Here is a 13775-nt window from a genome sequence, read left to right on the forward strand (position 1 = left end):
CTGCGGCACGCTGCGATCTTTTGCCTTTAATCTCAGCACCCCAATCCAGAAGATCGCAGCCTCGTTTCACTCGACAACTCCTACAGGAATGTCGAGCGTCCTGCGGTGCCGCGTCGCATTGATTTTTTGAATATTTAGTCAGGTTTTTGTAACTGGTTGTTTTCTGCGGGCTCAGAAACCTTTAAAGTTAACCTTTCGGTCAGCTTTGCACTGTCAACACAGCTCTTTGCTTCGCCAGAAAGAGCTTCTGCACGACTCGAGATTTCCCAGTAGATAACCAAAAGGGCGGACGTATAACCGCCCAGAGGATGATCCATGTCCAACCGTGAAATATCCCGGCGCTCGTTCCTCCAAGGCGGGCTGGTGGCGGGTGTGAGCGTCACGCTCACGCCGCTCAGCAGTCAGGCGCTGGCTGCCTTGATGGAAAACAGCGTGACCGTGCCGTCCGAGAAATGGCTCGGCAACAATGGCAAGGCACGCCAGCGTAACGATGCGTTGTCCAAGGTCTGCGGCAGCAAAGTGTTTGCCCGCGACATCCGCGCCAAGGACATGCCGGGCTGGCCGCAGCAGCAAGGCCACGCCATGCTGCTGAAAACCATCAAGGCCGACCGCATCTATGACGGCTACGATCTGTCGTGGCTAGGTGCCGATTTGCAGCCGGACCGCATCGTCACCGCGGCCGACCTGGAAAAAGACGGCATCGTTTTTCCGGAAGAGCATGCGCCCGATCCTTTGCTGCCTGAAGGCAAAGTGCCGATGTTCATCGGCCATCCAGTGGCGATCCTGATCTGGAACGATTTCGAGCGTTTCCGCCAAGCCAAAAATCAACTTAAATTCAATGACAAAGCGATTCGTTACGGTGCCAAAGTGCCGTTCTACGAAGGCGATCCTTACGGCAGCTTCCGCTACGTGCGTGTCGGTGGTGCGACCTCGGCGGACGAAGACGAATTCGCCAGCCTCAAGGATTCGATCCTGTTTCCGATGCTGAAAAACCGCCGTCCGGTGTGGGATTCGCAGCCCAATCTGCACGGCAATCTGACCGAACGCGGTTTGTTCTACGCCGACCGCATGAAGAAAGAGATCGACACCCCGCCAGACCACTGGCTGGTGTTCGACGAGCGCTACAAAACCCCTTCGATCGAGCCAGCCGCCCTTGAGCCAGACAACGGCAACGGTTGGTACGACCCGAAAACCAAAACCCTGCATTTCGTGGTAGCGACTCAGTGCCCGCTGGAGACTGCCACCGAGACGGCGAAAATGATCGGGCCGTCGCGCTTCGGGCTGGCCAATCTGAACATGCATCCCGGCTACACCGTTGGCTACGGCTCCAAAGACCACAACATTTTCGTTTATTACGCCGCTCTTGCTGCGTTGTACGGCGCCGGTGTGCCGGTGCGGCTGGCCAACGACCGCTATGAGCAGTTCCAGAGCGGTATCAAGCGGCACCCGTTCGATATCCGCTACCAGCTGGCCGTGGACAAGAACGATTACACCTTCAAGATTTTCCGCGCAGAAATGAGCGTCGATGGCGGCGGCCGGGTTAACTACAGCCCTTCGGTGGCGGCGGTTGGCGCCACGGCGGCGCAGTCGATCTACTACATGCCGCAGAACGATTTGCAGGTTACGGCGTATCACTCGCGCGCGGTGGAAGCCGGTTCGATGCGTGGTTACGGGACCCTGCAAAGCATGGCCGCGACCGAGATGATGGTCGATGAAATTGCCAATCGGCTGGGTGTCGACGCGATCGATTTGCGCCGTAAGAACGCCCTGCGTTCCGGCATGAAAAACACCCAGGGAGCGATCCCGGCCGGTGCGTTGCGTCTGCACGAAATCCTCGACAAAGCCTCGGTACACGAGGTCTGGAAAAACCGCGACGCGATCAAGAAACAGCGCGAAGCGGCCGATCCGGACAACTGGTACGGCGTCGGTTTTGCGATTTGCCAGAAAGACTTTGGCACCGGTTCGGAAGCGCCGATGGCCAGCATCGAGTTTACGGCCGACGGTCGCATCACTCTGCGCCATATCGGCATCGAGATCGGTACCGGCATGTCCACTTCGCAAGCCTTGGTCGTCGCCGACTTCCTCGGTAGCCCGGCGCACGAAGTGAAGACGGGCGAGACCGAATGGAAGGAACTGCAGCTGATCACAAGCGGCAACCCTTACATCATGAGCCAGGCCGAGCAGGACAATCTGCTGCGTAATCCGCGCTGGGTCGGCAAACTCGCCTCGGCGTCGTCTGCAACCAACTCGGCTTACTATTTCAGCCACGCCACCCGTGAAGCGGCGCGCGTGTTGTTCAACCATGGTCTGTGGCCAGCGGCGCTGGAGATTTGGCGGCAGGGCCCTTACGGCGGCCAGGCCAACCCTTACGTTGTTCGTCGCGAAGATGCCCATTGGGTGGACGGCAAACTCACCGCCAACGGCATGCAGCCGCTGAGCTTCGAAGAGCTGGCCAGACATGCGCATGAACGTGGTCTGGTCACGGCGGCCACTGTGCACGGCTTCAACCGCTGGAGCTGGGCCGAGGCCGAATACAGCATCGACGGTGTACGCGAGCGCCTGCCGCTCGACGGTCTGGCGGTGAAATACGGCGACGGTGCACCTAACGCGAAAAAAGCGTTGATGAACACGGCGGGCTTCCACTTGCTCGATCGGCAGAACATCAACTATCCGGTGGTGCAACTCAATAACGCTGCGGTGACTTACTACAGCCCGGTGGCGACGCTGGTCGAGCTGAAAGTCAACAAAGGTTCAGCGGAAGTCGAAGTGCTCAACCACCACTCTTGGGTCGAGTGCGGTCGGGTGCTGGTCGAAGAATTGGTCAAGGGCCAGCTCGAAGGCGGTATCGCCATGGGCATCGGCCACGCGTTGATGGAAGAGATGCCGCTGTACGAAGGCGGGCCGGGGGAGGGTGACTGGAACTTCAACCGTTATCGCCTGCCGATGGCCCGTCATGTCGCGGTGTGGAAGCAGACGGCAGAGATTCTGCCGGCGTTGTCGCCAAGCGACCCGTCCAAAGGCATTGCCGAGGTGGTGATGATCCCGATTGTCGGGGCCATCGGTAACGCCGTGGCGCATGCCATCGGTAAACGTGTTCGCGATCTGCCTATCACTGCTGCGCGCATCAAGGAGGCCCTCAATGGCTAACCGTCCGCTTCAACTGACTCTCAATGGTCAATCCGTCGGTCCGGTGGACATCCCTGATGACCTGCCGATGATCGACTACCTGCACGAATACAAAAACCTCACCGGTTCGCGTCTGGGCTGCGGCCAGGGCATCTGTCATGCGTGCGTGGTGATCGTCGACAACCCGGACGGCACCAGCGAAGAAGTGCGTACCTGCATCACCGGTGCGCATTACTTCGAGGGCAAAAAAGTCCGCACGATCGAAGGCCATGCCCAGCGCGACGAGTCGGGCCAGGTCACCGAATTGAACCCGATTCAGCAACGATTCGTCGACGAATTCGCCTTCCAGTGCAGTTACTGCGCGCCAGGTTTCGTCAACGCTGCGACCGTTCTGGTTGAAAAACTGCAACGTCAGCCGATCGTCAAAAGTCAGTTGGAAAAAGTCATCGAGGACAGCCTCGGTCATCATGTCTGCCGTTGCACCGGGTATGTGCGTTATTACAACGCCACCCGCAACGTCTTGACCGATCTCGGCTTGGTCAAGGAGGGTTAAACATGAAGCGTTTACTGACCCGCCTGACCTTAACGGTCGGCCTGGCTGCGCCTGTGTTGTTCGCTCACGCTGAAGATCAGGTCAAGCGCGGCGAGTATCTCGCCCGTGCCGCCGATTGCATGGCCTGCCACACCACAGCAGGCGGCGCGCCGTTTGCTGGCGGCCTGCCGATCGTGTCGCCGTTCGGCACGATTTACGGCACCAACATCACGCCGAGCAAAAAGTACGGCATCGGTTTGTACAACGATGACGAGTTCTTCGCGGCGCTGACGGAAGGCAAACGCCGTGACGGTGCGAACCTGTACCCGGCGATGCCCTACGCCTCGTATCACCTGATGCCCCGCGAGGATTCGGATGCGATTCATGCGTATCTGAAAACCATCGAACCGATCGAGCGGGCCGCGCCGGTCACGCGTCTGAGCTTTCCGTTCAACGTGCGTTTGGGGCTGATGGGCTGGAACGTACTTTATGGCAAAGCCTTGAAGCTGGAGCCGGCCGAAGGCAAAAGCGAGGCCTGGAAGCGTGGCCAGTACATGGTCGAGGTCCTCGGTCACTGCGGCGAATGTCACACCCCGCGCGGCTTGCCCGGCGCGATGGAGTTGGACAAACGCCTGACCGGTGGCGTTCTCAACGGCTATCTGGCGCCAAGCCTGTTGGCTACTGATCTGGCCGCACGCGGCTGGAACGAGCAGGATCTGAGCACGTTTCTTAAACACGGCATGAGCGCCCAAGGAACAATGTTCAACGAAATGTTCCCGGTGTTTCACAACAGCACCCAGGGTTTGAGCGATACGGATCTGGCGGCGATGGCGACGTTCTTGCTCGGCGATCAACCGCCAGCAGCCAAGCAGCTCGTAGAGGTGCCGGTCGAGAAACTCAGCGCCAGTGCGCAGCGTGGCCGTCAGGAATATTTGAATGTCTGTGCCGGCTGTCACGCAGTGGGTGGTGAAGGCAAGCCGCACATTGCTGTGGCCATGCGCGGCAACACCACGTTGCGCCTCGAAGATCCGCGCAATCTGTTGCGCGTGATCGAGGATGGGATTGGCGAGCAGAAATTCTCCGGGTTCGAGCACATGCAGCCGATGCCGGGTTTTGCCGACAAGCTCAGTTCTGCGCAACTGACCGATCTGCTCAACTATCTGCGTCAAGGATGGGGCGGGCAGCCTGGGGAATTGGCGGTGAGCGACGTGCAGAAGCTGCAAGCCGACGCGCCGTCCATCGAGCACAAGGCGCACTGACATGCAGCATCTCGATCTGCAAGTGGTGCGACGAGCGCTGCAGTGGTCGGTGGCGGGGCAGCGCATCTGGCTTTGCACTGTGCTGACAACCTATGGCTCCGCGCCGCGTGCGCCGGGATCGCTGCTGGCGGTGAACGAAGGCGGGCAATGGATCGGGTCGCTGTCGGGTGGCTGCGTCGAGGAGGACTTTCTCGAGCGCGTCGCTGAAGGCGCGTTTCTCGACGCGGTCAATGTCGTGCGTTACGGCGAAGGCGATGATCCGCGGTCGCGGGTCAGCCTGCCGTGCGGCGGCATTCTCGATGTGTTGGTCGAGAAACTTGACGCTGACTGTGAGGTGCAGGCGCATCTGCGGGAATTGGAGTCGGCGCTGCTCGGTCAGCGTCGGCTGATCCGCCAGGTCGATCTGCCTAGCGGTGCGCGCAACGTATTCGTTGATTGCGTGCAGGGCGCGCGGATCGAGCGTGAGTCTGATCGCGTGCGTATTCGTGTCGGCGCGGCACAGCGCTTGTTATTGGCCGGATATTCCAGCGTGGCGCAGGCGTGTGCCGAATTCGCCGTTGGGCTTGGGTTCGAAGTGATTCTCTGCGATCCGCGCGATGAAATCCTGGAAGGTGTGGTGCTTCCTGGCGTGGAGATTCGCCGGCAATTGCCATCGGTGTTTATTGCCGATGGCGGCTGTCACCGCGATACCGCAGTCGTCGCGCTGACTCATGATCCGCGCATCGATGACCTGGCGATGATGGAGGCGGTACGCACCGATGCGTTCTACATCGGCGTAATGGGTTCGCTGCAGACTTCGCAGAAGCGCTTCGAGCGCTTGCGCAGGATTGGCGGGCTGGGCGATGTTGAGCTGGCGCGAATCCACGCGCCAATTGGCCTCAACCTGGGCAGCAAGACACCGGCGGAAATTGCGTTGGCGGTGCTGGCGGATATCCTGCGCATCCGCAGTGGGATCGCTCGGGATCAGCTCTGAGCTGTGTGCGTTAAATGAAAAGGGCCGCTATCAGCGGCCCTTTTTTTACATCCCGAATTTATCCCGCAACCCGTAATACCATGCGCCCAGTGCGGCAAAGGGTGTGCGCAACATCTGCCCGCCGGGGAACGGGTAGTGCGGCAAATCGGCAAACGCATCGAAACGCTCAGCCTGACCGCGCAATGCTTCAGCCAGCACCTTGCCCGCCAGATGGGTGTAGGTCACGCCATGGCCGCTGCAACCCTGCGAGTAATAAATGTTGTCGCCGAGGCGTCCAACCTGCGGCAAACGCGACAGGGTCAGCAGGAAATTTCCGGTCCAGGCGTAATCGATTTTCACATCCTTGAGCTGCGGGAAAGCCTTGAGCATTTTCGGGCGGATGATCGCTTCGATATTCGCCGGATCTCGTGCGCCATATACGACGCCGCCGCCGAAGATCAGGCGCTTGTCGCTCGTCAGGCGATAGTAATCGAGCAGGTAGTTGCAATCCTCGACGCAGTAATCCTGGGGCAGCAGCGCGTTCGCCAGCTCATCGCCCAGCGGCTCGGTGGTGATCACCTGCGTGCCACATGGCATCGATTTCGCCGCCAGCTCCGGGACCAGATTGCCGAGGTAAGCGTTGCCGGCGACGATGATGAACTTGGCCCTGACCTTGCCCTGCGGCGTATGCACAACCGGGTTGGCGCCGCGTTCGATACGCACGGCGGGGGATTGTTCATGGATTGTGCCACCGAGGGATTCAACCGCCGCCGCTTCGCCAAGCGCGAGGTTCAGAGGGTGGATGTGCCCGCCACTCATGTCGAGCATGCCGCCAATGTATTGATCGCACGCAACTACTTCACGGATCCGGCGCTGATCGAGCAGCTCGAGTTGCGTATGGCCGAAGCGCTCCCAGAGGCGCTTCTGCGATTCCAGGTGGCCCATCTGCTTCGCCGTCAGAGCAGCAAACACGCCGCCGTCTTTGAGATCGCACTGAATGTTGTATTTGGCAACACGCTCGCGAATGATCCGGCCACCTTCGAAAGCCATCTGCCCGAGCAATTGCGCTTGTTGGGGGCCGACGCTGCGCTCGATCACATCGATATCACGGCTATAACTGTTGACGATCTGGCCGCCATTTCGCCCCGACGCGCCGAACCCGACCCTGGCCGCTTCCAGCACAGTCACGCGAAAACCGTTCTCCAGCAGAAACAGCGCCGAGGATAGCCCGGTGTACCCTGCACCGATCACACAAACGTCCGTCTCCACTTCACCCTGCAAGGCAGGGCGGGGCGGTACGGCATTGGCCGACGCAGCGTAATAAGATTCTGGGTAGGGGGTGTTCGCCATCCTGCAGCCTCTGTTTAATATATTTTACGAGTGGGCCGATCCTACCCGAGTTGAAAAACCTTCGCCAGCCACCCGAAAATCTCCGCCGCCGACCCGAAATTAAATATTTTGCATATTCATAGGGTTAGGTGAAAAAAGGTGTTGACACCCCTTTGGAATTCCGTAGAATGCCGCCTCACAGCAGGCACGTAGCTCAGTTGGTTAGAGCACCACCTTGACATGGTGGGGGTCGTTGGTTCGAGTCCAATCGCGCCTACCAAACAAAATCCGCTCTGCTGGGCGGTCTAGAAGGGCTCACCGAAAGGTGAGCCCTTTTTTGTTGTCTGCGATTTGCAGCTTGCTGCTCAAGGCCGCTTTCACGGATTTTTTATACGTGCTGACTTAAACAATCCTGTGTTGATGCCGATATGCCAGTATCTGCAAATATCCTAGGGTCGCCACGCATGGAAACGAACAGCACACAGGTCGAGTACCAAAAACCGAAAAATCTGGCTGGACTTGGACGTCGATGGGGCGGGCAGATCATTGATTCGTTTGTAACGATATCGCTGTTTTTCGCGGCAGGCCGAGCTGCAGAGATGGTCGGGCTGCCGTCGGCTGTTGCTGCTTACTTGGCGTTTGGCTCAGGCATCGGATACTACCTGTTCGCCGACGCGCTACCGAACGGTCAGAGCCTGGGTAAAAAGCTGTTGGGGATGTCGGTGATCGATGAGCGCAGCTATCTCAACTGCAACCTTTACCAATCCTTCCTGCGCAATATCACCACCCCATTTCTGAATATCCTGGACTGGATCTTTATCTTCTTTGGTTCGCGAAAGCGCCTCGGTGACATGCTCGCGTCGACGATTGTCATCCGCACCCGATAAGTGCTGCTTTTAGCCCGCCTGTCATGTTTGGCTGATTCGGTGCTGAACGTAGAATATCTCGTATATTTAACAGGTTACGTGTGGTTTTAACTGACCGGTTATCCAAAAGGTCTTGTTGCCGGTTGTGAATTTAAGTAACATCCGTCCCGCGTTCACCACCACGGTTTATGCATTTTTAAATCCCAAGCTTCCATCAGCTGCTTGGGATTTTTTTTGCCTGCGATTTGGCGTTTGGCTTCTGACCTTCCTCTAGTCCTCCGGCGAGGCGCTGTTTATTCGGCTACTGCTGACTGCTGATCGGCGTGGAAGGCGAAATTCTCCGCGTTCTATCGGAAACGTCCGACAGCCAGCTGCGGGCGCGAGAGGTATGATCGGCGCAACGGAAGAGGGGTAACGAGCGAGGGGAGTCAGTAGCTTCAAGCGCCGTGCCCAGCGGGGTGGAATGCGGGTAGCTAAACGGCGCGTGAATCTTTAGCCAGTCGTGCACGGCGGCAAAAGGACTGGCTATGTAAAACGGGATGGTTCAGGGCGTTTGTGGCTTGTCCGGAGCGGTCAGGCCGGCCTGAATGCGCTGGTAAATTTCTTCACGGTGCACTGCCACGTTTTTCGGAGCGTTGATGCCGATGCGAACCTGTTGGCCGCTTACGCCCAGAATGGTGATGGTGATGTCATCACCGATGTTTATGCTTTCACCGACTTTGCGGGTGAGTATCAGCATGGTCTTCTCCTTGATTGCTTTGTAGGGCACCTGATTCAGACAGTGCAGAGGTCGGTGGTACGTATAGATTAGTGCGAAGTCTCACGGTTTGGGTGCCTCTTTCTGACGCGCAGATGCAGCATTAATTCCCAGGCCGTAACTATACAGAGGCTGCAATGATCAATCTCGTTGTTTTGCGCCCATTTTGCGGGGCTCGCGAAGGATTTATGAATGTTAAGATTGCCGCTTTGAGAATTCGAGGGAAGCGTTGTGCGCAAATTGGTCTGGTTGGTCGCGGCACTGGCATTGGCAGGATGTGGTGAAGGCAAGAGCGTAGACGCACAAAAGTCGAAATCGACGGCAGCGACCGCTTCTGTCGTGGCACCTGCAGCACAGTGGGATCTGGAAGTGCGCGGCGAAACGCCTCAGGCGGTCAGTGATCTGAGTGGCTGGTTGATCGAGCATGCCTTTGTCCCGACAGTCGTCCGTGACAGCGACGGCAAGACGCGGATTCTGATTGGTCCGTTCAATACGCAGGCCGAAGCCGAAGCACGGAAGGTGCAGGTGGATGCCGCATTGGTGAAAGCCAAAAAACAGAATATTGAATCGGTCGTCATCGAACACCCGATCAAGCCGTAAGCGCTCAACCTGATGGGTTACTGGCTTTTCAACAAATCTGGCAGTTAGGCATGCAAAAAGGGCCTCGACATAACGGTCGAGGCCCTTTTCTTTTGCCTGATTGCTCAGCCGCAGGCTTTCAGATTGACCGGGCCGACAAATTCATTGCCGCGTCCCATCACGCAAGCCACGCTTTGATTACGCTGGCGCTCCCAATCCTGCACGGGATAGGTTTTGTCCCACGCCTCATACAATTGCCGATCCTGTTTTGACAGGCGCAAGCCGTATTGCTTGCTCATGTAGAAATAGGTGCGGGCGATCATGCCGCGAATCGAAGGGCGGGGCATGACCTTCTTCGCCTTGAAGTCGACTTGGGTCAAGCACGAGCCGTACTGCCCTGATTGTACCGGCAACCAGCCGTAGCTGAAGTTGCTGCGGTCGCCATTGACCTCGCCGATGCTCGGCACCAGGTTGTGCAGGTCGGCCTCGGCTTTTTGGTAGGTCGGGTCGTAGCGCGTGCAATTCTTGCGTCCGCCTTCCTGCCAGCATTGGCGCAGATGGCCGATCTGCCACGCCGGGACGATGTGTTCCCACTCGATGCGCGAAGCGCGCTTGGCGCTTTTGCGTGGCACATAACCGCAGGCCTTCAAATCGACCTTGTTGCCGGTGTACTTGCAGCCGCAATAAAACTCGGTGGACTGCGGCGCGTAAAGCTTCCAGGCCGCCTTCTTGGCTTCGGAGAACGTACGAGGCGCGCCAGCCTGGGCGCCCATGGCAATGAAAAGCAACAACAAAGCAAAACAGCGGACACTCATTAAATCAATCTTCCTTCGGCACAACCCAAAAAATCTGCACGCCACCGTCGTCGCGATAGGCGAGGGTGACGTTATCGTTCTCGTCGATTTCCTCGAGCAGACGCTCCCAATCGTCCATTGGCTCATCCGGCAAACGGAAGATCAGTGCGGCTTTGGCTTTTTGTGCGGTGGGGGAATTGATGATTTTCTGAACGCGCATGCCCATGCGTTCGTAAGCGTCAGGAGCATCAGAGGAAGCGGCCACGAGGTTATCCTTATTAAGCTGTACGTGCATACAGTATTTAACTGTAAGCATTTTCGCAACTGCTTAAAATTCAAGAAAAACCTCTGACAGCGGTTTTCGGAATTTGGTGTAAGGCGAGTCGTGTTTTTTGTAGGAAAAATGCAGAAGGGTTGTCGGCAACGCACCGCTCGCCCGGTAAGAGAGCGATGCGAAGGGCGCCTGATCAAGGACAGATCAGGCGAGGGTCAATCAATATTCCCAGAACATCCGTTGCAGCTCTTTGCTGTCGTTGGTTTTGGTCAGTGCGACCATGGCCAGGATGCGGGCTTTCTGCGGGTTCAGATCGTGCGCGACAACCCAGTCGTATTTGTCGTCTGGTTGTTCGGCGTTGCGCAGAACGAAACCGCCGGCATTGACGTGGGACGAGCGGATAATCTGCACGCCATCTTTACGCAACTGTTGCAGCGCAGGCACCACACGAGACGACACCGAGCCATTGCCGGTACCTGCGTGGATAATCGCTTTGGCGCCGGATTGCGCGAGCGCCTTGTAGGCGGTATCGCTGACGTTGCCGTAGGAATAGGCGATTTCTACGTCAGGCAGGCTCTTGATGTTTTTTATATCGAATTCGGAATCCATGGTGTGACGCTTGGCTGGCAAGCGGAACCAGTAGGATTTGCCTTCAACCACCATGCCCAGCGGACCCCAGGCACTTTTGAACGCCTCGGTCTTGATGTTGATCATCTTGCTGACGTCCCGACCGGACTGGATCTCGTCGTTCATTGTCACCAGCACGCCTTTGCCGCGCGCATCTTTGCTGCTGGCCACGGCCACTGCGTTATACAGGTTGAGCATGCCATCGGCGGACATCGCAGTGCCCGGACGCATCGAGCCAACGACAATGATCGGTTTGTCGGTTTTCTCGACCAGGTTCAGGAAGTAGGCGGTTTCTTCCAAGGTGTCAGTGCCGTGGGTGATGACGATGCCATCAACGTCTTTGCTGTCAGCCAGTTCGGCGACACGGCGACCCAACTGCAACAGGTTGCCGTTGGTGATGCTTTCAGAGGCAATCTGCATGACTTGTTCGCCGCGCACATTGGCCAGTTTGCTCAGCTCGGGAATGCCGGCAATCAATTGCTCGACACCCACTTTCGCGGCCTGATAAGTAGCGCTGTTGGCAGCGCTCGCGCCCGCGCCGGCGATGGTCCCGCCCGTGGCGAGTACCACGACGTTTGCGAGTTTGTTCTGGGTTTCGACTTCTTTCGCCTGAAGAGCGGTGGGCAGGAGCAGGAGGAGGGCCAAAGCGCCCGGAACCAAAGTGTTGAAAGCAGATTTCATTATTTTTCTCTCTAGTAGTGAGACGGTGCTGATGCAGGTTCATCTAGATGCACCCCAGACCGATCTGAATGCCTGGGGCGACGTGAGAAGAGCAGGATCCATACCAGCTGTACTGAGCGCGAAGGAAATGTTTAACCTGATGATTTCAATAAGGTTTTAATTAAGCAGCGAGTTATGGAATCCGTTGTTTATCCGGGTTACCGAACAGCGGTGACTTTCTCGTTCGGTTCGCCGAAAAGGACTACTCATCCTGTCGATGAATTCGCCTTTTCACTTCAGGGATTTCTGCTAAAGAAAACGTCGCACGCGCCGATGGCGGTTCAGGGAAACTAAAATTTATGGAGTCCACATGTCACTGACGATCGGTTTTTCCAACCCCGCCGCTGTCACCATCGGCGGTAAAACCGCGGCGACGATCAGCGCGATAAGCGATGACACCGACAAGGCATCGGCTCAGGCGTTGGGTACGCAAACCACTGAAAGCAAGCAAGTCAGGACCGGCGGCGGGCCTGTTCAGGAAGACACCAAAACCGAGAGCGGCGGTAATCAAAGCGTCACCGTAAAGACGCTGCTCAAGCGCATGCAAGAACTGCAAAAACAGCTTCAGGAACAGCAACAGCAACTGGCAGCAGCGCAAGCCAAGAGCTATCCGACGCCCGAGGCCAAGTCGCAGGCTGTCATGGCCATTCAGGGACAAATTGCCCAAACCAGCGCAGCGTTGGCGGAAGTGGCGGGTGCATTGGTCAAGGAAATGACCAAGAGCTCTACCAGCGGTAATTTCGTCAGCACCACGGTGTGAGCAGAGAAAGGGCAGGTCGCGAGATTCGCCCTACAATAAAAGACGATTTCTGATTGTTGACAAATCCCCGCGGGATTCGCATAGTTCGGTCAACGCAAACGTTTGCGCGACGTTACTCTCGGGTTGAGTCCGGGGAACGCGTCGTAGCTTACGCTGGCGCAAGCGTTGCTCACAATAATCATAAGATCGGAGTGAACCCATGAAGCTGCCATTCGCTGGACGTCTTCTTGCTGTCGCTATGCTGGCTGCCACAGCCGCCGCACTACCCGTCTCCTCGGCATTCGCCGAATCCGCCGAAAAACCCAAGGTCGCATTGGTCATGAAATCTCTGGCCAACGAATTCTTCCTGACTATGGAAGACGGCGCCAAGGCTTATCAGAAAGAACACTCCGCCGATTTCGACCTGATCTCCAATGGCATCAAGGACGAGACCGATACCGCTGGCCAGACGCGAATTGTCGAGCAGATGATCCTGGCGAAGGTCAACGCTCTGGTCATCGCGCCTTCTGACTCCAAGGCCATGGTGCCGGTGATCAAGAAAGCTGTGGATGCCGGCATCACCGTGATCAACATCGACAACCAGCTCGATCCGCAAATCGTCAAAAGCAAAAACATCAGCGTGCCTTTCGTAGGTCCGGACAACCGCAAGGGCGCGCGTCTGGTCGGCGAATACCTGGCCAAGCAGCTCAAGGCCGGTGACCAAGTTGGCATCATTGAAGGCGTATCGACGACCACCAATGCGCAGCAGCGTACCGCCGGCTTCAAGGATGCGATGGGCGCGGCGCAGATAAAAGTGGTTGCCCTGCAATCCGGCGATTGGGAAATCGACAAAGGCAACAAGGTTGCCGCATCGATTCTCAGCGAATACCCGGATGTCAAAGCACTGCTGGCCGGTAACGACAGCATGGCCGTCGGCGCCGTTTCCGCAGTCCGTGCCGCTGGCAAGGCGGGACAGGTGAAAGTGGTCGGTTACGACAACATCAACGCCATCAAACCAATGTTGAAGGATGGTCGAGTGCTGGCCACCGCTGACCAGTTCGCTGCCAAACAAGCGGTGTTCGGCATCGAGACTGCGCTGAAAATCATCAAAGGCGAGAAAGTCGACAGCGGCGCCAACGGTGTGATCGAAACACCGGTCGAGCTGGTTACCCAATAAGTCTTCTGGCGGCACAACGGCGCTCGTCCGTCCGGGCGAGCGCA

The 13775-nt window shown here is 57.5% G+C and carries 13 protein-coding genes and 1 tRNA gene; 9 read left to right on the forward strand and 5 right to left on the reverse strand.

Annotated elements, in window-relative coordinates:
* Positions 1 to 315: 315 nt before the first annotated feature.
* Genes EL257_RS09540 through EL257_RS09555 form a run of 4 tightly spaced genes read left to right on the forward strand, consistent with a single transcriptional unit; the run spans position 316 to position 5890 of the window.
* Positions 316 to 3147, forward strand: coding sequence for a xanthine dehydrogenase family protein molybdopterin-binding subunit (locus EL257_RS09540; protein ID WP_126361954.1), 2832 nt, complete (start codon positions 316 to 318; stop codon positions 3145 to 3147).
* On the forward strand, positions 3140 to 3679 hold the full coding sequence (locus EL257_RS09545; protein WP_126361956.1) for a (2Fe-2S)-binding protein: 540 nt from the start codon (positions 3140 to 3142) through the stop codon (positions 3677 to 3679). Before EL257_RS09540 ends, EL257_RS09545 begins: the two co-directional genes overlap by 8 nt.
* Positions 3680 to 3681: 2 nt before the next feature.
* Positions 3682 to 4917, forward strand: a complete 1236-nt coding sequence (locus EL257_RS09550) for a cytochrome c (protein ID WP_126361958.1) — start codon at positions 3682 to 3684, stop codon at positions 4915 to 4917.
* A 1-nt stretch (position 4918) separates the two neighbouring features.
* Positions 4919 to 5890 carry an XdhC family protein gene (locus tag EL257_RS09555; RefSeq protein WP_126361959.1) on the forward strand — a complete coding sequence of 324 codons (972 nt, stop codon included), beginning with the start codon at positions 4919 to 4921 and terminating at the stop codon, positions 5888 to 5890.
* A gap of 45 nt (positions 5891 to 5935) precedes the next feature.
* Here the strand turns inward: EL257_RS09555 and EL257_RS09560 are convergent, their stop codons facing one another.
* Positions 5936 to 7219, reverse strand: coding sequence for an NAD(P)/FAD-dependent oxidoreductase (locus tag EL257_RS09560; RefSeq protein ID WP_126361961.1), 1284 nt, complete (start codon positions 7217 to 7219; stop codon positions 5936 to 5938).
* A 182-nt stretch (positions 7220 to 7401) separates the two neighbouring features.
* Here EL257_RS09560 and EL257_RS09565 point away from each other — a divergent pair.
* Together EL257_RS09565 and EL257_RS09570 are read left to right on the forward strand one after the other, a co-directional pair.
* A tRNA-Val gene (locus EL257_RS09565) sits at positions 7402 to 7478 on the forward strand.
* 184 nt (positions 7479 to 7662) lie between these two features.
* On the forward strand, positions 7663 to 8085 hold the full coding sequence (locus EL257_RS09570; protein WP_126361963.1) for an RDD family protein: 423 nt from the start codon (positions 7663 to 7665) through the stop codon (positions 8083 to 8085).
* Positions 8086 to 8608: 523 nt separating this feature from the next.
* Here EL257_RS09570 and csrA read toward each other — a convergent pair.
* Entirely contained in the window at positions 8609 to 8803 is a 195-nt protein-coding gene (gene csrA, locus EL257_RS09575; RefSeq protein ID WP_003179932.1) for a carbon storage regulator CsrA, read from the reverse strand.
* 249 nt (positions 8804 to 9052) lie between these two features.
* Between csrA and EL257_RS09580 the strand changes: the two genes are divergently transcribed.
* On the forward strand, positions 9053 to 9421 hold the full coding sequence (locus EL257_RS09580) for an SPOR domain-containing protein (protein ID WP_126361965.1): 369 nt from the start codon (positions 9053 to 9055) through the stop codon (positions 9419 to 9421).
* Between the two features lie 104 nt (positions 9422 to 9525).
* Here EL257_RS09580 and EL257_RS09585 read toward each other — a convergent pair whose 3' ends face one another.
* The 3 genes from EL257_RS09585 to EL257_RS09595 form a co-directional block, all read right to left on the reverse strand.
* Positions 9526 to 10215 (reverse strand): endonuclease, encoded by a 690-nt coding sequence (locus tag EL257_RS09585; RefSeq protein ID WP_126361967.1) that lies wholly within the window; start codon positions 10213 to 10215, stop codon positions 9526 to 9528.
* Positions 10216 to 10219: 4 nt separating this feature from the next.
* Positions 10220 to 10510 (reverse strand): DUF1654 domain-containing protein, encoded by a 291-nt coding sequence (locus EL257_RS09590; protein ID WP_126361969.1) that lies wholly within the window; start codon positions 10508 to 10510, stop codon positions 10220 to 10222.
* Between the two features lie 177 nt (positions 10511 to 10687).
* Positions 10688 to 11776, reverse strand: a complete 1089-nt coding sequence (locus tag EL257_RS09595) for an asparaginase (RefSeq protein ID WP_126361971.1) — start codon at positions 11774 to 11776, stop codon at positions 10688 to 10690.
* Positions 11777 to 12125: 349 nt separating this feature from the next.
* Here EL257_RS09595 and EL257_RS09600 point away from each other — a divergent pair, with 349 nt between their 5' ends.
* Positions 12126 to 12575 carry a hypothetical protein gene (locus EL257_RS09600; RefSeq protein ID WP_126361973.1) on the forward strand — a complete coding sequence of 150 codons (450 nt, stop codon included), beginning with the start codon at positions 12126 to 12128 and terminating at the stop codon, positions 12573 to 12575.
* A gap of 199 nt (positions 12576 to 12774) precedes the next feature.
* On the forward strand, positions 12775 to 13731 hold the full coding sequence (locus EL257_RS09605; protein ID WP_126361975.1) for a sugar ABC transporter substrate-binding protein: 957 nt from the start codon (positions 12775 to 12777) through the stop codon (positions 13729 to 13731).
* Positions 13732 to 13775 lie beyond the last annotated feature (44 nt).

It is taken from the genome of Pseudomonas fluorescens, assembly GCF_900636825.1.
Lineage (GTDB): Bacteria > Pseudomonadota > Gammaproteobacteria > Pseudomonadales > Pseudomonadaceae > Aquipseudomonas > Aquipseudomonas fluorescens_BG.